This is a genomic window from Falsiroseomonas sp. E2-1-a20, from assembly GCF_051433195.1.
Classification (GTDB): Bacteria; Pseudomonadota; Alphaproteobacteria; order Acetobacterales; family Acetobacteraceae; genus Falsiroseomonas.
The window spans coordinates 1-23190 of the sequence record NZ_JBHMFT010000024.1 but is presented as its reverse complement, the minus strand read 5'-3'; the positions used below and the strand labels follow the sequence as shown (position 1 = coordinate 23190).

Annotated in this window: 25 protein-coding genes; 16 read left to right on the top strand and 9 right to left on the bottom strand. The window is 71.5% G+C overall.

The genetic code is table 11. The features are described from left to right. Window positions 1-6 precede the first annotated feature (6 nt). Window positions 7-1035, top strand: a complete 1029-nt coding sequence (locus tag ACFHPP_RS22795; protein WP_437165537.1) for a ketopantoate reductase family protein — start codon at window positions 7-9, stop codon at window positions 1033-1035. Then, the gene (locus ACFHPP_RS22790; RefSeq protein WP_437165536.1) at window positions 1032-1790 is read left to right on the top strand and encodes an SDR family NAD(P)-dependent oxidoreductase; all 759 of its coding nucleotides are present in this window, start codon (window positions 1032-1034) and stop codon (window positions 1788-1790) included. Before ACFHPP_RS22795 ends, ACFHPP_RS22790 begins: the two co-directional genes overlap by 4 nt. A 9-nt stretch (window positions 1791-1799) precedes the next feature. Here the strand turns inward: ACFHPP_RS22790 and ACFHPP_RS22785 are convergent, their stop codons facing one another. Both ACFHPP_RS22785 and ACFHPP_RS22780 read right to left on the bottom strand, forming a co-directional pair. After that, entirely contained in the window at window positions 1800-2042 is a 243-nt protein-coding gene (locus tag ACFHPP_RS22785; protein ID WP_437165535.1) for a hypothetical protein, read from the bottom strand. 60 nt (window positions 2043-2102) lie between these two features. Further along, a complete protein-coding gene (locus ACFHPP_RS22780; protein WP_437165534.1) occupies window positions 2103-3263 on the bottom strand; it encodes a M20/M25/M40 family metallo-hydrolase in 1161 nt (386 codons plus the stop codon). Between the two features lie 88 nt (window positions 3264-3351). Here ACFHPP_RS22780 and ACFHPP_RS22775 point away from each other — a divergent pair, with 88 nt between their 5' ends. From ACFHPP_RS22775 to ypfJ, 3 genes are read left to right on the top strand one after another with little or no spacing between them, the layout of a single operon-like run. After that, on the top strand, window positions 3352-4371 hold the full coding sequence (locus tag ACFHPP_RS22775; protein WP_437165533.1) for a TauD/TfdA family dioxygenase: 1020 nt from the start codon (window positions 3352-3354) through the stop codon (window positions 4369-4371). Then, complete coding sequence (locus tag ACFHPP_RS22770) at window positions 4322-5107, top strand: aspartate/glutamate racemase family protein (protein ID WP_437165532.1); 786 nt, start codon at window positions 4322-4324, stop codon at window positions 5105-5107. The genes ACFHPP_RS22775 and ACFHPP_RS22770 overlap by 50 nt, the downstream gene beginning before the upstream one ends. Before the next feature lie 48 nt (window positions 5108-5155). After that, entirely contained in the window at window positions 5156-6019 is an 864-nt protein-coding gene (gene ypfJ, locus ACFHPP_RS22765) for a KPN_02809 family neutral zinc metallopeptidase (RefSeq protein ID WP_437165531.1), read from the top strand. Between the two features lie 2 nt (window positions 6020-6021). On the opposite strand, the gene ACFHPP_RS22760 is transcribed toward ypfJ, so the two are convergent. Continuing rightward, the gene (locus tag ACFHPP_RS22760) at window positions 6022-6405 is read right to left on the bottom strand and encodes a response regulator (protein ID WP_437165530.1); all 384 of its coding nucleotides are present in this window, start codon (window positions 6403-6405) and stop codon (window positions 6022-6024) included. 396 nt (window positions 6406-6801) lie between these two features. Here ACFHPP_RS22760 and ACFHPP_RS22755 point away from each other — a divergent pair, with 396 nt between their 5' ends. Next, window positions 6802-8256, top strand: a complete 1455-nt coding sequence (locus ACFHPP_RS22755; RefSeq protein WP_437165529.1) for a M81 family metallopeptidase — start codon at window positions 6802-6804, stop codon at window positions 8254-8256. On the opposite strand, the gene ACFHPP_RS22750 is transcribed toward ACFHPP_RS22755, so the two are convergent. The 3 genes from ACFHPP_RS22750 to ACFHPP_RS22740 all read right to left on the bottom strand — a co-directional run bounded on the left by ACFHPP_RS22750 (window position 8253) and on the right by ACFHPP_RS22740 (window position 10998). Then, window positions 8253-8930, bottom strand: a complete 678-nt coding sequence (locus ACFHPP_RS22750; protein ID WP_437165528.1) for an HAD family hydrolase — start codon at window positions 8928-8930, stop codon at window positions 8253-8255. The genes ACFHPP_RS22755 and ACFHPP_RS22750 overlap by 4 nt on opposite strands. Further along, window positions 8923-9894, bottom strand: a complete 972-nt coding sequence (locus tag ACFHPP_RS22745; RefSeq protein WP_437165527.1) for a Bug family tripartite tricarboxylate transporter substrate binding protein — start codon at window positions 9892-9894, stop codon at window positions 8923-8925. Before ACFHPP_RS22745 ends, ACFHPP_RS22750 begins: the two co-directional genes overlap by 8 nt. Before the next feature lie 105 nt (window positions 9895-9999). Continuing rightward, the gene (locus ACFHPP_RS22740; RefSeq protein WP_437165526.1) at window positions 10000-10998 is read right to left on the bottom strand and encodes a Bug family tripartite tricarboxylate transporter substrate binding protein; all 999 of its coding nucleotides are present in this window, start codon (window positions 10996-10998) and stop codon (window positions 10000-10002) included. Window positions 10999-11187: 189 nt separating this feature from the next. On the opposite strand from ACFHPP_RS22740, the gene ACFHPP_RS22735 reads away from it, so the two are divergent. The 5 genes from ACFHPP_RS22735 (at window position 11188) to ACFHPP_RS22715 (ending at window position 16337) form a co-directional block, all read left to right on the top strand. Continuing rightward, a complete protein-coding gene (locus tag ACFHPP_RS22735) occupies window positions 11188-12954 on the top strand; it encodes a glucan ABC transporter ATP-binding protein/ permease (RefSeq protein ID WP_437165525.1) in 1767 nt (588 codons plus the stop codon). A gap of 102 nt (window positions 12955-13056) precedes the next feature. Beyond that, window positions 13057-13281 (top strand): hypothetical protein, encoded by a 225-nt coding sequence (locus ACFHPP_RS22730; RefSeq protein ID WP_437165524.1) that lies wholly within the window; start codon window positions 13057-13059, stop codon window positions 13279-13281. Between the two features lie 51 nt (window positions 13282-13332). After that, window positions 13333-14085 (top strand): SDR family oxidoreductase, encoded by a 753-nt coding sequence (locus ACFHPP_RS22725; RefSeq protein ID WP_437165523.1) that lies wholly within the window; start codon window positions 13333-13335, stop codon window positions 14083-14085. Window positions 14086-14178: 93 nt separating this feature from the next. Continuing rightward, on the top strand, window positions 14179-15741 hold the full coding sequence (locus ACFHPP_RS22720) for a L,D-transpeptidase family protein (protein WP_437165522.1): 1563 nt from the start codon (window positions 14179-14181) through the stop codon (window positions 15739-15741). Continuing rightward, window positions 15741-16337: a DUF882 domain-containing protein gene (locus ACFHPP_RS22715; RefSeq protein WP_437165521.1), complete on the top strand. Its 597-nt coding sequence runs from the start codon at window positions 15741-15743 to the stop codon at window positions 16335-16337. The genes ACFHPP_RS22720 and ACFHPP_RS22715 overlap by 1 nt, the downstream gene beginning before the upstream one ends. Window positions 16338-16353: 16 nt before the next feature. On the opposite strand, the gene ACFHPP_RS22710 is transcribed toward ACFHPP_RS22715, so the two are convergent. Further along, on the bottom strand, window positions 16354-17286 hold the full coding sequence (locus ACFHPP_RS22710) for a LysR family transcriptional regulator (RefSeq protein WP_437165520.1): 933 nt from the start codon (window positions 17284-17286) through the stop codon (window positions 16354-16356). A 109-nt stretch (window positions 17287-17395) separates the two neighbouring features. On the opposite strand from ACFHPP_RS22710, the gene ACFHPP_RS22705 reads away from it, so the two are divergent. Beyond that, window positions 17396-17650, top strand: a complete 255-nt coding sequence (locus ACFHPP_RS22705; protein ID WP_437165519.1) for a DUF1127 domain-containing protein — start codon at window positions 17396-17398, stop codon at window positions 17648-17650. Between the two features lie 12 nt (window positions 17651-17662). Here the strand turns inward: ACFHPP_RS22705 and ACFHPP_RS22700 are convergent, their stop codons facing one another. Next, the gene (locus tag ACFHPP_RS22700; RefSeq protein ID WP_437165518.1) at window positions 17663-18052 is read right to left on the bottom strand and encodes a septal ring lytic transglycosylase RlpA family protein; all 390 of its coding nucleotides are present in this window, start codon (window positions 18050-18052) and stop codon (window positions 17663-17665) included. 239 nt (window positions 18053-18291) lie between these two features. Continuing rightward, the gene (locus ACFHPP_RS22695; RefSeq protein WP_437165517.1) at window positions 18292-19011 is read right to left on the bottom strand and encodes a trypsin-like peptidase domain-containing protein; all 720 of its coding nucleotides are present in this window, start codon (window positions 19009-19011) and stop codon (window positions 18292-18294) included. A 135-nt stretch (window positions 19012-19146) separates the two neighbouring features. Here ACFHPP_RS22695 and ACFHPP_RS22690 point away from each other — a divergent pair, with 135 nt between their 5' ends. The 4 genes from ACFHPP_RS22690 to ACFHPP_RS22675 all read left to right on the top strand — a co-directional run bounded on the left by ACFHPP_RS22690 (window position 19147) and on the right by ACFHPP_RS22675 (window position 22903). Beyond that, window positions 19147-19590 (top strand): hypothetical protein, encoded by a 444-nt coding sequence (locus ACFHPP_RS22690; protein ID WP_437165516.1) that lies wholly within the window; start codon window positions 19147-19149, stop codon window positions 19588-19590. Between the two features lie 66 nt (window positions 19591-19656). Continuing rightward, window positions 19657-20817 (top strand): MFS transporter, encoded by a 1161-nt coding sequence (locus tag ACFHPP_RS22685; RefSeq protein WP_437165515.1) that lies wholly within the window; start codon window positions 19657-19659, stop codon window positions 20815-20817. A gap of 67 nt (window positions 20818-20884) precedes the next feature. Further along, window positions 20885-21856 carry a Bug family tripartite tricarboxylate transporter substrate binding protein gene (locus tag ACFHPP_RS22680; protein ID WP_437165514.1) on the top strand — a complete coding sequence of 324 codons (972 nt, stop codon included), beginning with the start codon at window positions 20885-20887 and terminating at the stop codon, window positions 21854-21856. Window positions 21857-21931: 75 nt separating this feature from the next. Beyond that, window positions 21932-22903, top strand: a complete 972-nt coding sequence (locus tag ACFHPP_RS22675; RefSeq protein ID WP_437165513.1) for a Bug family tripartite tricarboxylate transporter substrate binding protein — start codon at window positions 21932-21934, stop codon at window positions 22901-22903. The last annotated feature ends 287 nt before the right edge of the window (window positions 22904-23190 follow it).

Genomic DNA, 23190 nt, shown 5'->3' with positions numbered 1-23190 from the left:
GGAGTGATGGCGATGGTGCAGGACCCGATCCTGGTCTGGGGCGCGGGCGCCATCGGCGGCACGGTGGGCGCGCATCTGGTGCAGGCCGGGCATCCGGTGGTGTTCTGCGACGTCGCGGCGGACCATGTCGCCGCCATCGCCGACCCGGCGCGCGGCCTGGTCATCGAGGGTCCGGTCGCGCAGCTTCGCATCACCGCGCCGGCCGCCACGCCGGAGGCGGTGCAGGGCGTCTTCCGGCGCGTCTTCCTGTGCGTGAAGACGCACGACACCGAAGCCGCCTGCCGGCAGTTGCTGCCGCATCTGGCACCCGATGGCTACGTGCTGTCGCTGCAGAACGGGTTGTGCGAGCGCGTCATCGCGGAGGTCTGCGGCACGGGGCGCACCCTCGGCGCCTTCGTCAATTTCGGTGCCGACTGGCTGGAGCCGGGGCGCATCCTCTACGGCAACCGCGGCGCCGTGGTGGTGGGCGAGCTCGATGGCACGACCACGCCACGCGTGCAGGCGCTGCATGCGCTGCTGCGCGAGACCTTCGAGCCGGACGCCGTGCTGACGCCCAACATCTGGGGCTATCTGTGGGGCAAGCTGGCCTATTCCAGCCTGCTCTACGCCCAGGGCCTGGCGGAGAAGGGCATCGCCGATACCTTGGCCCGCACCGAATTGCTGCCGCTGGTCCGCGCCCTGTGCGGCGAGGTGATTGCGGTCGCCCGCGCGGAAGGCGTGACGCCGCTCGGCTTCAACGGCTTCGCGCCGGACGCCTTCGGGCCGGGCGGGACGGAGGCGGCGGCGCGGCGCTCCATGCAGGCGATGGAGGCCTTCAACCGCCCCAACGCCAAGACCCATTCCGGCGTCTGGCGCGACCTGTGGGTGCGCCGCCGCGCGACGCCGGCGGATGCGCAGATCGGCGCGGTGCCACCGATCGGCCGCACGCATGGCCTGGCCTGGCCGACGCTGGAGCGCCTGATCGCCATGATCCACGACTGCGAGCGCGGCACGCGCCCGATGTCCGACGACAACCTGACGGAGTTGATGCGGTGAATATCCAATTCGAAGGCGTGGTGGTGGCCGTGACCGGCGCGGGGCACGGGTATGGCCGCGCCATCGCGCGCGGCTTTGCCCGGCTCGGCGCCCGGGTCTTCGCCTGCGACCTCTCGGCCGAGGAGCTGAAGGAGACGGCCGATTCGGAAGGCCAAATCACCACCGCCGCCTTCGACCTGACCGCCAAGGGCGCCGCCGCCGGTTGGATCCGCGATATCGAGTCGGCCAGCGGCGGGCCGGTCGGCGTGCTGGTCTGCAATGCCGGCGGCGTGCGCGGCCAGTCCAACCGCCCGATCGAGGAGGTGCCGGAGGAAGACTGGCACGCCATCTTCGACATCAACGCGCACAGCGCCTTCAACCTGGCCAAGGCGGTGGCGCCGGGCATGAAGCGGGCGAAGGCGGGGCGCATCGTCACCATCAGCAGCGGCGCCGGGCTGAAGGCCAGCCTCACCGGCATCCAGGCCTATTGCGCCAGCAAGCACGCGCTGGTCGGGCTGACCCGGCAATTGTCCCGCGAATTCGGCCCCTTCGGCATCACGGTGAATTCCGTGGCGCCCGGCTTCGCGCTGTCCAATCCCGCGACCATCCGGCAATACGAAAGCTACGGCGAAGCCGGCCAGAAGGCGCTGCTGGACCGCATCGCCATGCGCCGGTTGGGCGAGCCGGAGGATATCGCCAACGCCGTGATGTTCCTCGCCTCCGCCCAGGCGGGTTGGATCACCGGCCAGGTGCTGCCGGTGGATGGCGGCACCTGAGGCCGGCGCCTATCGCTGCCGCTGGCCCTGCTGGCGCGCCCGGTCGCGCGCCGCGGCCTCCGCCGCCTGCTGGCGCAGCCGCTGGGTCCGGGTCAGCGGCACGCCGTTGGTCGCGGTGGGGGAGGACAGGTCCTGCCGCATGTCCCAGGTCTGGCCATGCACCGCGCCGCCGGTCGGGCCGTTGATCGGCGAGCTCTGCGCCGCGGCCAGGCCCGGCGCGGACAGGACAAGGATCATCGCGAGTCGCAGCATTCCGGCAGCCCCATCTCAATTAAGCGGAGACTACCATAATTAGGGAACGTTTCGCCAATCTCAAGAAAGCCGCTCCAGCAGCCCCGCGAACAGCCGCGCCCGCGGCACCAGGCTGCCGATGGCGATGTGCTCGTCCAGCGTATGCGCCCCGGCCCCCGCCACGCCCAGCCCGTCCAGCGTCGGGATGCCCATCGCGCCGGTGAAGTTGCCGTCCGACCCGCCGCCGGAGGATTGGTGCGCGATGTCGAACCCCAGCCCCTGGGCGATCTCCCGCGCCAGCCCGTACAGCGCCATGGTGCCGGCATCCGGCTCCCACACCGGCCGCGTCACGCCGCGCTTCACCTCCAGCCCCACATCCGGCGCCGCCGCCTTCAGCGCCAGCATGCGCGTGACGCCGGCATCGAGGTCCGGCTGGCGCTTGGCCATGCTCAGCACCTCCGCGTCGCAATGCGTCGCCACGCAGTTCACCCACTGCCCGCCATGGATCACCCCGGCGGAGAAGGTGCAGTCCTCCGTCGTCATCGCCTCGATCGCCAGCACCTGGCGGCACATTTCGCGAATCGCGCTGCGGCCCTCGCCCAGGGTGCTGCCGGCATGGCTCGGGCGGCCGGTGGTCCGCAGACTGAAACGGGCGATGGCGTAGCGGCCGGTCACCACGCCGCCATCCGGCCGCGCCGGTTCCGGCACCAGCACGTAGCGGGCACGCGACGCCTCGGCCTCGATCAGGTCGCGGGTGGAGGGGCTGCCCACTTCCTCGTCCGGCGTCAGCAGGAAGGTGACGGGCAGGGGGGTGGCGCGGCCGGCGCGGCGCAGCTGGCGCAGGGCCTCCACCGCCAGGTAGGTGCCGCCCTTCATGTCGAAGATGCCCGGGCCCCAGCAGGTGCCCCCCTCCCGCCGCCAGGGCAGCTTCGCCAAGGTGCCGACGGGGTGGACCGTGTCCAGGTGGGCCAGCACCAGGATGCCGGGCGTGGTGTCGCCGGACGGATGCGGGAAGCGGGCGCGGACGCAGTCGCCGAAGCCCATGCGGCCAGCGATGCGCTCCACCCGCGCGCCCATCAGCGCCAGGTCGCGGCCGGCCAGGTCCATCATGCGGTTCACGGCGGCGGCGTCGAAGGTGGGGCTTTCGCATTCCACCCAGCGGCGCAGGCCCTCCAGCATCGACTCCGCGTCGAAGGACAAATCCATGGGGGCGGCGGTCAGGCTCGGGGCGTCCATTGGCATGCAGTCTCCGGCAAGGGGTGCAGCCTGCGGGAAGGCCGGCCCGGAACGCAAGATGGCGGCTTCGCCGTGGGCTGATAGTATTGCCGCCATGAGCGATAGCCACACCCCCACGATCGGCACCCCGCGATCCCGCCTGGTGCCCCAGGCCGGCCCCGCCGCCTGGCGTGCCGCCGACCTCCGCCCTTCCGACTGGATGATCCCGGTGGGGTCGGAGGATGTGGTGGAACTGGAACAGGCCCTGGCCGCCCTGGGCGGTCGCGCGCCGGCCACCGCGGCGGAGGCGCCGCTGCCCCGCCTCGGCGCCGTGCTGCGCGGCGCCGGCGCGCGGCTCGATACCGGCCGCGGCTTCGTGCTTCTGCGCGGCCTGACGCTGGACCGCCTGGGCGATGCCCTGGCCGAACCGTTGCTGATGGCACTCGGCACCCATCTCGGCCGCCCGCTGCCGGGGGAGGGTGGCGCGGTGCAACGGCAATCCAGCCCCGCCGGCAGTGCGCTCCGCTGGCGCTTCCATGCCGATGCAGCGGATGTCGTAGCGCTGCTGGTGCTGCGCCAGCCGCCGGATGGCGACCCGGCCATGCTGGTCGCCGCCGCCACCGTGCACAACGAGATGATGAAGCGCGACCGCGCGGCGCTCGAGATCCTGCACCGGCCGTTGCCGCATGCCGCACCGGGCGGCGCGGTGCTGGACCTGCCGGTGTTCAGCACCGCCTCCGGCGCCTTTGTCGGCCGCTATTCCCGCGATGCCATCGATGCGGCGCAGCGCCAGCCGGAGACGCCGCGCCTGACCGGTGCGCAGATGCAGGCGCTGGAGTTGCTGGACGGCATCTGTGCCGAGCCCGGCCTGGCCCTGCGGCTGGATGTGCGGCCGGGCGACGTGCTGCTGTTCAACCCGTTGCAGGTCTGGAAGCGGCGCCCCGAGGCCCTGGAGGATCCCGCCGACGGCGAGGCGCCCGCGACGCGGGAGGCGCTGCGCCTGCTGCTGCTGACCGAAACCTCCCGCGCCCTGCCGCAGGGCCTGCTGGCGCTGAGCACCGGCCGGCCGGAGGATGCGGCGCCCGATGCCGCCGCCACCCTTCCCGCCGCCGGTGCCACCATGGTCGGTGGCTGAGCCGATGCGCATCCTGGTGGTGAATGCCAACACGACGGAGGCGATCACCGAGGCCTGCGTCGCCGCCGCCCGTGCCATCGCGGCGCCGGGCACCGAGATCATCGGCGCAACGCCCGCCTTCGGCCCGGCGGTGATCTCGACCCGCGTGGAAAACGCCATCGCCGCGCATGCGCTGCTGGCGACGCTGGCGGAGCATGCCGGCCAGGTCGAGGCCGCGATCCTCGCCGTCAGCCACGACACGGCTCTGGAGGCGGCGCGGCAGATGATGCCCTGCCCGGTGATCGGCATGACGGAAGCCGCCTGCCTCACCGCCTGCCTGCTCGGCGGTCATTTCGGCGTGCTGACGCTGGGGCAGGCGCGGCCCTATGAGGAACTGGTCGCGCGGCATGGCCTGACCAGCCGCTGCGGCGAGGTGCGCGGCCTGCCGCTGACGCCGCAGGAGTCGCTGCGCGACCCGGCGGCGGCGCGCACCCTGGTGCTGGAGGCCGCAGCCGAGATGGCGGCGCGCTGCGATTCGGTGGTGCTGGCCGGCGCGGCGCTGGCCGGCATGGCGGCGGAGTTGCAGGACCGCGCGATGGTGCCGCTGCTGGACGGCATCGTCTGCGCCGTGAAGCTGGCCGAGTCGCTCGTGCCGCTCGGCCTGCCGAAGCCGCGCGCCGGCAGCTACGCGGCACCAAGGGGGCGGGAGGCGCTGGGCCTGTCGCCGGCGCTGACGCGGCTTCTGCAAGGCGGCTGAAACTTCCTCCTCCACAGGACGTTGCCACGTCGTCACGGAGGGTTCGGCATGCGGCTGGGTGGTGGGCGCGAAAGCGGCAATGTCGAGGATCGGCGCGGCCGCAGGGTCGGGCGCGGTGGGCTGGCGGTCGGCGGCGGGCTTGGCGGCGTGGTGCTGGTGGTGCTGGCGCTGCTATTCGGAATCGACCCGTCCGTCATCCTCCAGGGCGACCCCGGGCTTCAGCAATCGCAGGTACAGCAGCGCCAGGTGGAACCCGGCGCGCCGGCGCAGGATGACGGTGCGCGCTTCGTCCGCCGCGTCCTCGCCGAGACCGAGGATGTCTGGACCCCGCTGTTCCGCGAAGTCGGCCGCAGCTACGAGGCACCGACCCTCGTGCTGTTCACCGGCGCCGTGCAGAGCGCCTGCGGCACCGCGCAATCCGCCGTCGGGCCGTTCTATTGCCCGGCCGACCGGCAGGTCTACATCGACCTCGATTTCCTGGCCGAGATGCAGCGCCGGCTGAATGCGCCCGGTGACTTCGCCGCCGCCTACGTGATCGCGCATGAGGTCGGCCACCATGTGCAGAACCTGCTCGGCGTGCTGCCGCGCGTGCAGCAGCTGCGCCAGCGCGCCGGGGAGGCCGATGGCAACGCCCTTCAGGTGCGCGTCGAATTGCAGGCGGATTGCCTGGCCGGGCTGTGGGCGCGCCGGGCGCAGGATGCGCGGCAGATCCTGGAGGAAGGCGACATCGAGGAAGGCCTCGGCGCCGCCGCCGCGGTGGGCGACGACCGCATGCAGCGCCGCGCCGGCGGCCAGGTGCAGCCAGACAGCTTCACCCATGGCAGCTCCGCCCAGCGCGTCCGCTGGTTCCGCGCCGGCCTGCAGCAGGGCACGCTGGAAGCCTGCGACACCTTCGCGGCGGAGCGCATCTGAGCCTAAAGCGGCGAGGCCTGGGGCGCAGCCGCGTTCATCAGCTTGATGACGGCTGCGGTCAGGCGGGCAGGCTCGAAGGGTTTGATGAGGCAGGACAGACGATCGCGATCGCACATCGCGCTCAGGTTTTCTTCCTCGCCTGTCATCACCAGGATATTCGCGTCCGGCCATCTTCGGCGCAGTTCGGCCACGAGCTTCAGGCCGTTCATGCCGGGACCCAGCTGCACATCCGTCACGGTCACGGTGGGCGATGCGGGGTCGTTGCATACGGCGGATAACGCTGCCTCCGCACAGTGCAAGCCGAGGACTTGCAGTCCGGCCTCGCTCAGCTCGTCTTCGAGTGTTCCGCGAAGCAGTTCGTTGTCTTCGATCAAGAGGACGTCCATGGTCCTGGCTCGCTTTCAGCTCCTGTGGGATGGTCCGAGAAGCAGAAGGCCAACAGCCGGCCCGTCGATGAAGTTCGTTAACGGAAGTCACTGCGGTCCCTAAAAATTCAGAAATAACTTCATCGTGATAACATATGTTATAATACAAGCGACTTTATTACAACATATTTCTGCGCTTTGATGTCTTAAATAATCGGGGTATCTTTATTTTAATGTTACGCTAGTAATATTCGTAGTCAGACATGAATAGTTGTAAACTGATCCGGTTTCATTGTGGGTTCCCAGGTCTTGTCCATGAACACCTTCGATGAGCAGCCTGGCCGTCCTTCCTCGGCGTGTTCTGCTTTGTTGCCCTTGCCGGCTGGCCTGAGCGTCAACAGTCACTAGACTGGCTCGATGCCGAAGATCGCTGTCGCCCGCCTCTGGTTCGAGGGCAATTCCTTCACGCCGGTGCCTACGGGGCCGGATGCGCTGCGCTCCCGTGAGTGGGTCGCGGGCGATGCGGCGCTGGCGCGCTATGCCGGCACCGGCACGGAACTCGGCGGGTTGGCGGCCTTCCTGGCGGCACGGCCTGACTGGCGGGCGACGATCCTGCGCTGCACCTCCGCCCAGCCCGGCGGGCCGCTGACGACCGAGGCCTTCGAGGGCTGGCTGTCGGAAGTCCTGTCAGGGCTGGCGGCCGGCGCGCCATGGGATGGCGTGTATCAGTCCCTGCACGGCGCCTGCGTGGCGGCGCACGAACCGGCCGCCGACCTCGCCATCATCCGCCGGGTCCGTGCCGCGATCGGCGATACCCCGCTGACGGCCAGCTTTGACTTCCACGGCAACATGGCGCCCGAGATCGCGACGCTGCTGGATGGCGCCAGCGTCTATCGCAGCTACCCCCACATCGACATGGACGCGACGGCGCTGCGGGCCCTGGCGCTGCTGGAACGCCGCATCGGCGGGCAGCACCTGCATGGCGCCATCGCCAAGCTGCCGGTCGTGCTGCACTCCTTCCACATGCGCAGCGCCGCCGGTCCGATGGCGGAGGTCTGGGCCGAGGCCGCAGCGCTGGAGGATGCGACGGTGCTGGAGGCCGCGCCCTTCGGCGGCTTCTCCTGGGGCGACACGCCCCATGCCGGACCCTGCGGCATGGCCTGGGCGACCACGGCGGAGGCCGCATCGCGTGCGGCGCAGGCGGTGGCGGATTCCATCGCCGCGCGCCTGCCGCGCTTCGCCGTGACGCTGCCGGGGCCGGAGGCGGCGCTGGCCACGGCGCTCGCCGCGCCGCCCGGCCTGGTGGCGCTGCTCGACCCGGCGGACAACCCGCTGTCCGGCGGCGTCGCCGACACGCCGGAAATGCTGCGCGTGCTGGTGCAGGCCGGCCCGCCGGTGCCCACCGTCTTCGCCTTCCTGCACGACGTGGCAGTGGTGGAAGCGGCGCGCGCGGCGGGGCAGGGCGCGCGAATCGATGTGGCCCTGGGCGGGCAGACCACCACGAAATTCGGCCCGCCGGTCGCCGTCACCGCGGTGGTGGAACGCCTGACGGAGGGCCGCTTCGTCAATGAGGGACCAATGGAACGCGGTGCCCCCGTCGACCTCGGCGCCACCGCCGTGCTGCGCGTGGGCGAGACCCTCCGCATTATCGTCACCAGCCGCAAGGAGGCGGCTGTGGACCCGGCCTTCTTCGCGCTGCACGGCATCGACCTGGATGCGACGCGGCTGCTGGCCAACAAGGCAAAGAACCATTTCCGCGCGGCCTTCGCCGGGCGCTGCGTCGCCATCGTCGAATGCGACTGCCCCGGCCCGGCGGCGCTGGACCTCGCCGCGCTGCCGTTCCGGCATGTGCCGGCGGCGTGGCGGGGCTAAAGCAGCCGCGCCACCGCGTGCAGGTCCGGCGCGATGCCGACGCACAGCGCGGAAATCTCGTCCGTCGCCTCCAGCAGGTCCGGCACCATCACCGTCATCATCCCGGCGGCCGCCGCGGACCGCACGCCGTTGTGCGAATCCTCCAGCGCCAGGCACAGCGCCGGCGCCACGCCAAGGCGCGCCGCCGCCAGCAGGTAGGGATCCGGCGCCGGCTTGCCGCGGGCGTAGTCGCCCTGCGCGACGATGTGGTGGAAGCGCCCCGCCAGCCCATGCGCCGCCAGGTGATGCGCGGCGGTGGCGTGGGCGGAGGAGGTGGCGATGGCGCGCGGCAGGCCGAGCGCATCCAGCCGGTCCAGCAGCGCGACCACGCCGGGCTTGAGGAACTGCCGGTGCAGGGCCAGCGCCTCGAAATACCGCACCCACTCGTCGCGGAAGGCCTCCACGGCGAAGGCTTCGCCGAAGGCCGCCAGCAGCAGGGCGCGGTTGCGCGGCCAGGGGTTGCCGATGAGCGACAGGAACAGCGCTGGCGTCATGGCCCGCCCGGCCTCCGCCGCCGCCGCGAAGATCGCCTCCCGGTACAGCGTCTCCGTGTCGAAGATCAGCCCGTCCATGTCGAAGACGAGCGCGGCCGGCCTGCGCGGCAGCGCGAAGGCCGTCAGGGTGTCGTCAGTCAAGCCGCGCGCCGGACAGGCGCACCACCTCGCGCCACTTGTCGTTCTCGGCGGCGATGAAGGCGGCGAATTCCGTCGGGCCGAGCGGGTTGGGCTCGGCGCCGAAGCTGCGCTGGCGTTCCACTACCTCCGGATTGCGGGAGATCTCGGCGATGGCGCTGGCGTAGCGGGCCAGGATCGGCGCCGGCACCCGCGCCGGCGCCTGCACGCCGAACCAGGCCACCGCCTCGAAATCCGGGATGCCGGCCTGCTGCACCGTCGGCACCTCCGGCACCGCGAACCAGCGGTCCCGGCTGGTCACCGCCAGGATGCGGATGCGGCCGTCCCGCGCGTGCTGGAGGTAGGCCGGCAGGTTGTCCACGGCGACCTGCAAGGTGCCGGACAGCAGGTCCGGCACCACGCCGCCGGTACCGCGATAGGGCACATGCGTCATCTCGAAGCCGCCGCGCACCTTCAGGTACTCGCCGGACAGATGACCGGAGGTGCCGTTGCCCGGCGTGCCGAAATTCAGCCGGCCCGGGTTCGCCTTGGCATAGGCAACCAGCTCCCCCAGGGTCCGCGCCGGCACCGACTCATGCACCATGATGCCGTTGGCGACGAGGTTGACCAGCGCCACCGCGGACAGGTCCTCCGGCTTGAAGGGCATGCGGCTGTAGAGGAACTGGTTGATGCTGGCGGTGCCGATCGTGCACATCAGCAGCGTGTGCCCGTCCGGATCGGCCTTCGCCACGATGTCGGCGCCGAGGTTGCCGCCGGCGCCGGCGCGATTGTCCACCACCACCGGCTGGCCGAGCATCGGCGTCAGGCGTTCCGCCAGCAGCCGCGCCGTCAGGTCCGTCGCGCCGCCGCCCTGGAACGGCACCACCAGTCGTACGGGGCGGGAGGGTGCCCAGGGCGCCTGGGCACCGGCGGCAACGGCGGGAAGCGCCAGGGCGGCGCCGAGCACGGCGCGGCGGGTGATGGTCATGGAGGGCTCCTCACTGTCCTGGCCGTGCTGTATGGCGGCACGGTGCGGGGGCACAAGTCCCGCGCCGGCGCACCCTGTTCCACGCGCGCGCCGGAGCGGCGCAGGCTACTCCACGCGCGCGCCGCTGCGGCGCACGACCTCACCCCACTTCGTGATCTCCGCCTTGACGAAGGCATCGAAGGTCTCCGGGCTGGTGCCGCCATCCGGCGTCAGGTTCGGCGCCATGCCGCCGAGATCGGCCAGGCGGCGCTGCATGTCGGGCTCGCGGATGATGACGTTCATCTCGTCCGAGATGCGCTTCACGATATGCGCCGGGGTGCGCGCGGGCGCCTGCACGCCGAACCAGGCGGTGGCCTCGACCCCCGGAAGGCCGGCTTCCGCCGTGGTCGGCACCTCCGGCATCGCCGGGCTGCGTTCCTTCGTCGTCACCGCCAGCGGCCGCAGCCGGCCGTCGCGCAGGTGCCCGATGACGGACGGCAAATTGTCCACGCCGACCTCGACGCGGCCTGCGATGATCTCCTGCAGCATCGGCCCGGCGCCGCGGAACGGCACATGCGTCATGTCGATTCCGGCCTCCAGCTTCAGCAGCTCCCCGGTCATGTGCAGGGATGTGCCGGCGCCGGAGGAGCCGTGGTTCAGCACGCCGGGCCGCGCCTTGGCGTAGGCGACCAGTTCGGCCAGCGTCCGCACGGGAAGCTGCGGGTTGACGAAGATGGCATTCGGCACCCGCAGCATCAGCGCCACCGCGGCCAGATCCTCCGGCTTCACCGGCATCCGCGCGCCATACAGCGCGTAGTTGATGGCGCCGCCGCTGATCGTCTGCATCAGCAGGGTCAGGCCATCGGGTTCCGCCTTGGCGACCACGTCGTTGCCGATGTTGCCGCCGGCGCCGGGGCGGTTTTCCACCACCACCTGGGTGCCCAGTCGCCGGCCCAGCGGCTCCGACAGCAGGCGGGCCGCGATGTCCGTGGTGCCGGCCGGCGGGAAGCCGACGATGAGGCGGATCGGGCGCCCCGGCGCCCAGGCCTGGGCGCGGGCAAGACCGGGCAGGAATACGGGGGCGGCGAGGCTGGCGCCCAGGATGGCGCGGCGGCTGGGTGACATGGTCCGAAAATCCTCCGATGCAGGGCGCGGAAACTTCTGCTCCGCTCTGCCGCTTGCAGCGTGTTCCTGCCGCATTCGAGGCGCAGCTTGCAAGCTGGCGGGTTGCAAGCTGCCCGGTAAATCGCTGACGTTGGGTCGATTCCCCTGGACGTTGCCGACTCGGAATGCGGGGGAGGGAAAGGTCGGTCCATGCGGTTCTTGCGTCTGTACATGCGGGTTCTCCGGCTGCTGGGTCCGGATCGATGGATCGCCTACGGGCTGGCTTTCGCCTCCCTGGCCCTGGCCGGCCTGTCGTTCCTGGAGCCGGTGCTGTTCGGCCGGGTCATCGACCTGCTGGCACGGTCCGAGCGCATGTCCGCCGCCTCCCTGTGGGCGGAGGCCCTGGCGTTGCTGGTGCTGTGGGCGGCGGTCGGGCTCTCGGCCATCGGCGCCAACGTCGCCACATCGCTGCTGTCGGACCGCATGGCGCACCGCAACCGCCTGACCATCATGGCGCGCTACTTCGAACACGTGATGTCCCTGCCGTTGTCGTTTCACGGCGACACCCAATCCGGCCGGCTGATGAAGGTGATGCTGGTGGGGTCGGACAATCTGTTCGGCCTTTGGCTGTCCTTCTTCCGCGAGCACCTGACCACCTTCATCGCCGCCCTCGTGCTGCTGCCGCTGACCCTGGTGATGAACTGGCGGCTCGGCCTGCTGCTGATCGTGCTGGTCGCGCTGTTCGCCATCGTCTCGGCCTGGGTGATCCAGAAGACCGAGGTGGCGCAGGGCGAGGTGGAGTCGCTGCAATCGCGCCTGGCCGGCAATGCGCAGGATGCGCTGTCCAACGTCGTGGTGGTGCAGTCCTTCTCCCGGCTCGCGTCCGAGACGCGGCTGTTCGGCGACATCGTGCGCCAGGTGCTGGACCATCAGTTCCCGGTGCTGAACTGGTGGGCCGTGGTCGCCGTGCTGACGCGGGCGGCGTCGACCATCACCGTCATCGCCATCTTCGTGCTCGGCACCGTGCTGCATGTGCGGGGCGAGGCGTCGGTGGGCGAGATCGTGTCCTTCATGGGCTTCGCCACGCTGCTGATCAGCCGGCTCGAGGGCGCGGTCGGGTTCGTCTCCCGCCTGGTGTTCCAGATGCCGTCGCTGGAGGAATTCTTCGCCGTCCTCGACGCGCGATCCTCGGTGCCGGAAAAGCCGGCGGCGCTGACGCTGGCGCGGGCCGAGGGCGCGGTGCGGTTCGAGAAGGTCGGCTTCGCCTATCCGGGTGGGCCCTCCATCCTGAAGGATGTGGACCTGGACGCGCCGCCAGGCCGCACCATCGCCCTGGTTGGCCAGACCGGCGCCGGCAAATCCACCGCCATGGCCCTGCTGCAACGGCTGTGGGATCCGTCCGAGGGGCGCATCACGCTGGATGGGCATGACCTGCGCGACCTGACGCTGGACAGCCTGCGCCGCAACGTCGGCGTGGTGTTCCAGGAGAGCCTGCTGTTCAACCGCACCATCCGCGCCAACCTGCTGATCGGCCGCCCCGATGCGACGCAGGAGGATCTCGAACGCTGCTGCCGGATGGCAGAGGCGCATGACTTCATCACCGCCAAGCCGCAGGGCTACGACACGCTGGTCGGCGAGCGTGGCACGCAGCTGTCCGGCGGCCAGCGCCAGCGCCTGGCCATCGCGCGGGCGCTGCTGAAGGACCCGCCGGTGCTCATATTGGATGAGGCGACCAGCGCGCTGGATGCGGCGACGGAGGCCCGGGTGCAGCGCGCGCTCCGCGCCCTGATGTCCGGCCGCACCACCTTCGTCATCGCCCACCGCCTGTCCACGGTCCGCGACGCCGAGGAGATCCTGGTGTTCGAGCAGGGGCACGTGGTCGAGCGCGGCAGTTTCGCCGAACTCGTGGCGCTGGAGGGGCGCTTCGCGGAGCTGGTGCGGACGCAGCTCACCGGGGCGGAAGCGGCCGCGGCATGAACCGGCGCGGCCACTCCTTGGAATGTGATCCGTAACGGTTGCATCCGAGGGCTGGCGGGCGCGTTGCAGGCATCGGAACGCCTGTCGCCAAGGAAGCCCGCCATGCCCGCCGAACCGGCCCGCCTGCGTGCCATCGACCCATCGCCCGCGCCGCAGCGCCGGCGCGACCCGTTCAGCCCGCCGGCCGGCGTGCCGCAGTCCCGCCCCATCGCCAAGCCGGAAGAAGGCGAACGCAGGGGCGAGGGCCTGGCCGCGATCGGGTCCTTCCTGGTGATCATCGGCGCCGCCGCGCTGGTCGCCTGGCTGCTGTGTCTGGCCTTCGGCTGAACGTCCCGCGCATCCTGCCGGCCTGGGGTGGTTGCAGGATCGGAGGATGCGATGGACGACAGGCCGGTGATGCTTGTGACGGGCGCCGGGCGCGGCATCGGCGCCGCGGTGGCGCGGCTGGCGGCCGCCCGCGGGTACGACCTCGTGCTGACATGGCGCCACGGGCAGGCGGCCGCGGAGGCCACGGCGGCGGCCTGCCGCGCGGCCGGCGCCGCGGTCGAGCTCGTCCTGGCCGATGCCGGCGACCCGGCCGCCAATGCCCGTTGCTTCGCCGCGCTGGATTCCCGCTTCGGCCGGCTGGATGCGCTGGTGGCCAATGCCGGCATCACCGGCCCGGCCTCCGACTTCCTCGATTCCATGGATGCCACATGGGCCGAGGTGTTCCGCGTCAACGTGCTCGGCCTGGCCGCCACCTGCCGGGAGGCGGCGCGGCGCATGGCGACGGGCCGTGGCGGGCGCGGCGGCGGCATCGTCGCGCTGTCCTCCCGCGCCGCCGGGATCGGCTCCGCCTTCGAATTCATCCACTACGCCGCCACCAAGGGGGCGGTCGATTCCATGGTCGCGGGCCTGTCCAAGGAACTGGCGGGGCAGGGCATCCGGGTAAATGCTGTGGCGCCGGGCATGATCGACACCGACATCCACGCCAGCGCCGGCATCCCGGATCGCATCGGCCGCATCGTGCCCCATATCCCGCTGCGCCGCATGGGCACGCCGGGGGAGGTGGCGGAGGCGGTGCTGTTCCTGCTCTCGCCCGCCAGCGCCTATGTCACCGGCGCGGTCCTGCCGGTCGGTGGCGGGCGCTGAGGCGGAACACTTCGGCGGGAGATGAATCCGGTTCGGGTCCGAACTTCGCCTGGCGCGTTTGCAACCCGGACCCCCCTTTGGTATTTCATGCGCATGGACATCGCCCGCCGGCCGCTCCTCGCCGCAGCCTTCGCCTTCGCCGCGGCGCCCGCCGCGGCCCAGGTCCTGCGCCCCGCCATCCCGCCTGTCCCCACGTCGGTCCCACCGGCGAGCGGCCTGACGGCCGGGGAGGCGCTGCTTCGCCTCGTCGACCGCCTGCTGCGGCTCGAGGAGGACGGGCTGGACCCGCGCCACTACAACATCCCGGACAGCACGCTCGCCGCGAGTGACCCCGCCGCCTGGCGCGCCGCCCTGCATGTCTCGGCGGCGCTCGCGCTGCAGGACCTCGTTGCGGGCCGGGTGCGGGAGATGCCGGGGCGGGCCGACCTGCGGCGCAACGCCGCGACGCTGAACCTCGATGCCTGGATGGCGGAACTGGCGACCACGCCCGACCCGGCCGGCCTGCTGGAGCGTGCGGCGATGCTGCCGCGCGGCGCCGCGGCGCTGAAGGCGGAACTCGCCCGGCAGCGCGGCATCGCCGCGAATGGCGAATGGGCGCAGGTCCCCGGCACCGCCACGATCGACCCCGGCATGGTGGATGCGGAAAGGGTGCCGCTGCTGCGCGCCCGGCTGGCGGCGGAGGATCCGATCCTCGCCGCCGCGCCCGATCTCGGCCCGCTGTACGACCCGGTGCTGGAGGCCGCGGTGCGCCGCTGGCAGGCGGCGAACGGGCTCGAGGTCGATGGCCGGGTCGGCCCGATCAGCATCGGCCTGCTGAACCGCCCGATCGGCGCGCGCATCGACCAGCTTCGCGTCGCGCTCGACATGCGCCGCGGCGCACCGACGCCGCCGGCCGAGCGCCGCGTCGAGGTCAACGTGCCGGATTTCCGGCTGCAGGTGATGGAGGGGGACCGGGAAATCCTGGCCATGGCCGTGATCGTCGGCCGGCCGGACCGCGCCACGCCGATGCTGAACGTCCGCCTGACCGCCTTGCAGTTCAACCCGCCCTGGGGCGTGCCGGAGCGCAATGCGCGGGAGGATCTGCTGCCGCGCTTCCGGCGCGACCCGCAGGCGATGATGGAGCGCGGCTTCCGGGTGTTCACCGTGGTCGGCGGGGAACGGGTGGAGATCGACCCGCGGACCATCGACTGGTCCAGCATCAGCGGCCAGCGCTTCCCGTATTTCGTGCGGCAGGACGCCGGCGATTCCAGCGCCCTCGGCCGGCTGAAGTTCATCATGCCGAACAACGACGACATCTTCCTGCACGACACGCCCGACCGGCATCTGTTCCGCCGGCCCGACCGCGCCTTCTCCTCCGGCTGCATCCGCCTGGCGGACCCGGACGCGCTGATGGCGACGGTGTTGCAGGGCACCGCGGGCTGGGACCTGGCGCGGGCGAACCGGGCGCTCGCTAGCCGCGGCACCAGCGTGGTCACGCTCGGCCGCAGCCTGCCGCTGCGGCTGCACTACACCACCACGGTGATCGAGGCCGACGGAAGGGTGCGCATCCGGCCCGACATCTACCGGCTGGATGCCGCCTACGCCCGTGCCATGGCGCTGCCCAACCGCGCCGCCATGGCGAGCGTCGCGCGGATGCAGCAGGTAACGGCGCGCTGATGGCCCTGGTGTTCGGCTGCCCCTGCTGCCAGCCCGGCGCGGACCTGCCGGAAGGCTTCGTGCCGGATCATCCGGTGGCGCGGCGCGGCGTGCTGATCGCGGCACTCGCGGGACTTGGCGCCAGCGTCGCCGGCCCGGTGCTGGCGCAGGGCGCGACGCGCAGCCTGCGGGTGCGGCGCCAGGTGACGGGCGACAGCTTCAGCGGCGTCTATTTCCGGAACGGCCGCTACGACCGCCCGGCGCTGCGCCAGTTGGACTACGTGTTCCGCGACCTGTCCAAGGCCGAGACCACGCCGATGGACCCGCGCCTGTTCGACGTGATGTCCACCGTCGCCAACCGGATGGACAGCGACGAGCACTACGAGGTCATCAGCGGCTACCGTACGCCGGAGACCAACGCGCAGAACGCCAGCCGCAGCCGCCGCGTCTCCCAGGTCTCGCTGCACATGTCGGGCATGGCGGCGGATTGCCGGCTGCCGGACCGCAACAGCCGGGAAATGGCACGGCTGGCGGCGGAGCTGCGGCTCGGCGGTGTCGGGCTCTATACCAGCAACGGCTTCGTCCACCTGGATTGCGGGCCGGTCCGCCGCTGGTAGGTTCCGCCGCTGGTGATCAGGCGGCCAGCACCACCCCGGTGGTCTCGGCCGCGCGGCGAAACCCCTCCTCGATCGACTGCGCCAGGGCATCCACCGCCGGCACGCCCACGCCGGAATGGTGGCGCAGCAGCAGGATGCCCATGTCCGGCAGCGGCGGCAGGCCCTCCAGCTCGCCCAGCCAGGCGAGCCCCTCCGGCAGGGTCGTCGGCGTGCTGACGGTGAGCGCGAGCCCGGCCAGGGCGACGGTGAAGCAGCCGGTCTGCGTCGCGGAATTGTAGGTCACCCGGCTGCTCCGCCCGGCCTTGTGGAGCGCCGCGAGCGCCGCTTTGCGCCAGGCGCATGCGAATTCGGGCCGCGAGGGGTGCATGTTGGGCCGCGACAGCGCCAGCGGCAGCGGGTCCCGCCGGTGCAACCCATGCGTCGGGCTGCCGACCCAGCGCAGCGGCCCGCGCCAGACCCGCTGCGCCGCGACGCCCGGCGGTTCCTGCCCCTCGCTGACCAGGGTCAGGTCAAGATGCCCCTGGCGGAACTGCTCCACCAGTACATCCGAATTCAGGCAGGTGACGTCGAGTTCGACCGCCGGATGCGCCTCGGCGAAGCGCGCCAGGATGCCCGGCAGCCAGTTCAGCGCGTAGTCGTCCGGGGTGCCGAGCCGCACCGAGCCGACCATCGGCGGCGCGCGGAAATTGCCGACGATCTCGTCGTTCAGCGCCAGCAGCGCGCGGGCGCGGTCCAGCAGCCAGGCGCCCTGCGGCGTCGGCTGCACGCCCTTCGAGGTGCGCACCAGCAGAGGCTGGCCCAGCACCTGTTCCAGCCGGCGGATCTGCATGGACACCGCGGACTGCGTCCGCCCCACCCGGTCCGCCGCGCGGGTGAAGGACCGCCCCTCCGCGATCAGCACGAAGGCGCGCAGCAGGTCGGGGTCCAGGCCGGGGGGCAGGGGAGGCATCAGGGGAGCATCAAGGATGATGATGCGCCACGTCAAGATTACTCGTTTTACTGATGTGGGTTCCGCACCGATGTTGCATCCCGATGGTCCATCAGAAGGAACCTCAGCGATGTCCGGCTTCCTGCTTTCCCCCGGCGCCCTGCGTCAGCCCGGCCAGGCCGGGTTCCGCCGCGACGTCCCGCAGCAGCACGGCGGCACCTGGCTCGACTGGCTGGCGGTCACGCTGCGGGTCGTCACCACGCGCCGGCAACTGGCGCAGATGGATGACCGGATGCTGAAGGATATCGGCATCACCCGGTCCGAGGCGCTGCTCGAATCCGAGCGCGCGCCCTGGGACATCGGCCTGCCACCCGGCACGAGGTAGGGCAGAGGCGCGTCAGTCGTCCTCGCCCAGCGGCCGGATCTCGACCCGCGCCAGCCCGGCGCCGCGCATGCCGAGTTCCTCGGCGATGCGCGGCGAGACGTCGATGATGCGGCCACGGATATGCGGGCCGCGATCCTCGATGACGACGCGCCGGCTCTCGCCGGTGTTCAGGTTGGTGACCATCGCCTCGGTGCCCAGCGGCAGGGTGCGGTGGGCTGCGGAGTTGGAGCGGGGGTTGAAACGCTCGCCATTGGCCATGGTGCGGCCGGTGAAGCGGTGCGGGTGGTAATAGGAAGCGATTCCGCGTTGCGGTGCGAAGTCATGCGCCTCGGCGGTGGGCGCGGCGGGCACGGAAAGGCCGGTCAGGACCAGGGCGAGCGCCATGGGGAGAGGCAGCGGCAACAAGCGCATCCAGCTCTTCGGCAAGATCAGTCCTCCTTCACGCCGTCCCGCAAGGGGGCGGCCTGGGCGGCACCTGTGCTGTCATGTGCGACAGGTTCAGCGGGCTCCGGGTCTGTGCCTGGAGCCCGGGGTGCCGGTAATTGTCGGAGCGGCGCACCGGGGGGTGTGACGCTGGGGGGTCGCCCGCCATGCCTGGGCGGACGGTCCATGAGCCGCAGGGACCGCGGAGCGGTCAAGTTCTACCTTGGCCCTGCTCCGGACTCCGGTGCGATCCGCTCGGATTCGGCCATCGCCTCGGCGATGGATAGGATGAAAACCTCACGCTCCTCACGATTGCGTGTCATTCCGCCAAGGTCGATGCCGGTGAGGGCGGCGAGCAGCGGGGCCATGCCGGGCCGCAGAAGGGCCGTCACCAACCCCCGCAGGCGGCCCTGGCCGTCCAATGCGGGACCGCCGGAGTACCCCATCAGCGCGCCCATCCAAGCCGTCATGCCGCGCCCGGTCCCGGCCAGCAGCGCATCCGGCAGGTGGACGATGCCGTGCGCCAGCGCCGGCCCCGCATTCGGCGCACCGAGGGCGACCAGCAACTCGCCCGCGGCGACGGGGCCGGCCTCGATCGGGACCGGGAGGAAATGCCCGGGCGCGACGCCGAGCACCGCCAGGTCCATGACCCGGCTGCGCGCGAGCACCACCGCCGCAACGGGCGGACCGCCATCGCCGCGCTGCGCCTGCACCCGGGACAGGCCTTCGGGCAGTGTATGCGCGTTGGTCAGCAGCCTGCCAGACGCGACCGCCACGGCCGAGCCGAGCGGCAGGCCATGCGCCGAAATCGCCGCGAAGCCGCGCACCGCGCCAGCGGCCGCGGTGGAGCGCGCTTCCTCGCCTGGCAGTCGCGCACATGCGCCGAGGCCGACGGCCAGCACCAGCAGGGGCAGGAAACGCCACGCGCGGCCTCGCATCTCGGGGTTTTCCATCCAACGCCGGGCCGTTTCTGGCATGCCGCGGGTGAAGACCGCCTGAATGACCTGCCATTGAATATTTGCGAATGACTCGCAATTGCGGTATCCCGGACACCGACAGGCAGGAGCGATTCCATGGCGACAACCGGCCTCCCCAACTGGCCCTGGAGCAATGCGGAGGCGGATGCCCTGCCGCCGGCCGAGCGCCTGGCGATCGATGCCACCCGCGCCTGGGCCGCCGCCGCCCGCCGCGGGGAGCCGGCGCTGCTGGCGCTGCGGCACCTGCTCTCGACCGAGGATGCCGGCGCCGCGGCCGAGCCGCTCGATGCGCTGCTCCGCACCCTGGCGCAGCACCCGCTGACCGTGGGCTGCCCGCTCTGCCCGCGCCTGGTGGGAGAGGAGCCGGCCCTGCTGCTGGCCATGGCCTGCGCCCAGCGCGGCCCACGGCGGGAGGCGCTGGCCTTCCTGCTGCGCCGCCTGCCACCGCCGCAGGCCTATGCCGCCACGGCCGCCGCCATCGCCTTCGGCTGCGCCTTCCGCCGCGCCGGCCTGCGCCTGGGCGACCCCTGGTCGAACTGACCCGCGCGCCCAGATGCTGCCGCGGCGCCATCCGGCTAGGATGCGGTCCCGCGCCTGGGAAAGGACATGGACCGCCGAATCTGGCTGCTGACCTGGGCCCAATTCGCCTCGGCCACCGGTGCCTATGCCTTCACCGGATTGATCGCGCGGCTGGGCGAGGATCTCGGCGTCGGCCTGGCCACCGCCGGGCAGCTCGCTGCCATCTATGCCCTGACCTTCGCCATCGCCGGCCCGCCGATCGCGGCCCTGACGGCGCGGGTGGACCGCCGGACGCTGCTGACCATCGGCCTCGGCCTGATCGGGGCGCTGAACCTGGCCACCGCGCTGGTGCCGGATTTCGGCACGGCGCTGGCGCTGCGCGTGGCCACGGCGCTGGCCGCGAGCCTGGTGCTGCCGGCGGTCGCGGCCTCCATGCTGGTGCCGGTGGAACAGCGCGGGCGGGCCATCGCCACCGTGATGGCGGGGCTGACCCTGGCCTTCTCCCTTGGCATTCCCTTGGGCACCGCGATCGGCGGCGCGGCCGGCTGGCGCGGCACCTTCGTCTTCTCCGGCCTTCTGGCGCTGAGTGCGGCGCTGGCGGTGCGCATCGGGCTGCCGGCGCTGCCGAGCACGGATCGCGGTGGCGCCGGGTCGCTCGGCATCGCGTTGAAGCCCGCCATCCTGCGGGTGCTGGGGACCAGCTGGCTCGCCTTCGCCGGGCTGTTCTGCATCGCCGCCTATCTTGGCCCGATCGTCACGGCGACCACGGGCATCGAGGGGTCGGGCATCGGCGCCATCCAGGTCTTCGTCGGGCTCGGCAGCATCCTGGGCATCTGGTTCGGCGGCCGGCTGGCCGAATCGGGCGGCGCGCGGGTGCCGGTGCGGCTGTTCCTGGTGCTGGCGGCGGCCCTGGTCGGCTATTCGCTGCTGCTCGGGCTGCCGCCGGCCTTCTGGCACGCGGTGCCGCTGAGCCTGCTGGTCTTTGCCGGATCGGCTTCGCTGTTCGCGCTGGCGCCGCTGGTGCAGGCCCGGCTGATGGGCCTGGCGCCGCAGGACCGTTCCGTGGCGCTGGCGCTGAACGGCGCGGTGATCTTCGCGGGGCAGGGGACCGGGGCCGCCTATGGCGGGGCGATCATCGCCGGCTGGGGCCTGGGCTGGACCGGGCTGGCCGGATCCATGCTGGCGCTGGCCGGGGCGGTGCTGGCGGTGCGGGCCTTCGCCAGGCCAGCGGCCAAAGCCACGTCCTGACGTTTCGGTGCTTGATCGGCGCGGCGCGTCATGCGGCAATGGAAAAAATCACGGGAGACGTGACTCCATGAAGCGCCGCACGTTGCTGATCGCGCCCTTGGCCACGCCGCTGATCCTGCCCGGACTCGGCCGCGCGCAGGAAGCCTGGCCGAACCGGCCGGTCCGGATCATCGTGCCATTCCCGCCCGGCGGCTCGAACGACACGGTGGCGCGCATCCTGCAGCCGAAGCTGACGGAACTGCTCGGGCGGCCCGTGGTGGTGGAGAACCGGGCCGGTGCCTCGGGCTCGGTCGGATCCTCGGAAACCGCGCGCGCGGCGCCGGATGGCTACACCTGGCTGCTGGCCAACGACACGCTGGCGACGAATGAGACGCTGATGCAAATGCCCTATCGGGTGATGCAGGCGTTTTCCTTCTGCACCCTGGTCGGCACCTGCCCCTACGCGCTGGTGACCCACCCGAGCACGCCGTTCCAGACCTTCGCCCAGATGGCGGAGGCGGCAAAGGCACGACCACGGACCTTGAACTACGCGACGACGGGCGTCGGCAGCGGCGCCCATATCGCAACCGTGCTGCTGCAGCAGCGTGGCGGCTTCAGCCTGGAACACGTGCCCTATCGCGGCGGCGGCCCGGCGCTGCAGGACAGCCTGGCGGGCCATGTGCCGCTGTTCATGTCCAATATCGTGATCATCCTGCCGCATATCCGCGCCGGCGCCCTGCGCCCGCTGGGCCTGACCCAGCAGACCGACAGCCGCTTCCTGCCCGGCGTGGTGCCCTTCACCCGCCTGGGTTTCCCGGACTTCGAGGCGTTGACCTACTGGCAGCTCGTCGGTCCCGCCGGCATCCCGATGCCGATCCTGGAGCGCATGCAGCAGGCGGTGAAGCAGGTTCTGGGCGAGGCCAACGTCCAGGCCCGCATGGCCGAGCAGGGCGCCGAGATCGTCGGCTCCACCCCGGCCGAGACCGAAGCCTTCGTGCGCGCCGAGATCGAGAAATGGGGCGCCGTGATCCGCGACAACAACATCCGCGCCGATAGCTGATGTCTTTTCGGGGCTTGGCGAGAGGAGGGCCGCGCCCCTAGGGTCGCGCGTCGAAATTCGGGAGGAAAACTGCAAATGATGCAGCGTCGGACATTGATGGGCGCGGTGGCAGCCGGCTTGGCGGCCCCATCCATCGTGGCAGCGCAGGGCGCCTGGCCGAACAGGCCGATCCGCCTGATCGTGCCCTGGGCGCCGGGTGGGTCGACCGATACCGTCGCGCGGCTGTTCCAGCCGCGGCTGGCCGCCATTCTTGGCCAGCCGGTGGTGATCGAGAACCGCGGCGGCGCCTCGGGCTCCATCGGCGCCTCCGAAATGGCCCGCGCGCCGTCGGATGGCAGCGCCTGGATGCTGGCCTATGACAACGAGGCGCCGAACCAGACCCTGCTGCGCCTGAACTACAAGACCATGGAGGACCTTCTGCCGGTGAGCCTGGTGGCGACCGGGCCGCTGGTGATGACGGCGCACAGCTCCACCCCCTTCCAGAACTTCGAGGAGGTGGTGGCCGCGGCGAAGCGGAACCCGGACGCGCTGAACTACGCGACCTCCGGCGTCGGCGGCCTGGCGCATATCTCGACCACGCTGTTGCAGCAGCGCAGCGGCTTCAAGCTGACCCACGTGCCCTACCGCGGCGGCGGCCCGGCCGTGACGGCCGCGGTGGCGAACGAAATTCCGCTGTTCATGACCAACGTGGTCATCGTCTCCCAGCACATCCGGGCCGGGACGCTGCGGCCGCTTGGGGTGACGACGCGGGGCGAGACTCGGCATGTGCCGGGCACCCGGTCCTTCGCGCAGCAGGGGTTCGGGGATTTCGAGGCGCCGACCTGGTGGGCCTTCTTCGGTCGCGCCGGCACGCCGCAGCCGATCGTCGACCGCATGCATGCGGCGCTGAAGGAGGCGCTGGCCGATCCGAACGTGAAGGCGCGGATCGAGGAACAGGGCTGCGACATCGTCGCCTCCGACCCGGCCGAGGCACGGCGCTTCGTCGGCGCCGAGATCGAGCGCTGGGCGGCCGTCATCCGGGACAACAACATCCAGATGGACAGCTGACGCTTTTTCCCAGGAAAAATGCAGATCGATGACAGGGGGCGGCCTGCAGGGGCCGCCCCTTTTGCGTCGCAAGGCGAGGGTTTGCCTGGGTTTCCGGGGTGTCCGGCCGGGTGCGGCGGGTCATTTGACAGGAGGCGGCCCCGCCACTAGAAAGCGCCCACCGACGACGAGGCGGCCACTTGAAAGCGACCGGGTTTCCCGCTAGCTTCCATGGCCCGCCGAGGCGGAGGTAACGGGTTCACCAAGCTGACGCTTCTCACGAGGCGCCGGCCGATTGGGCCCACCGC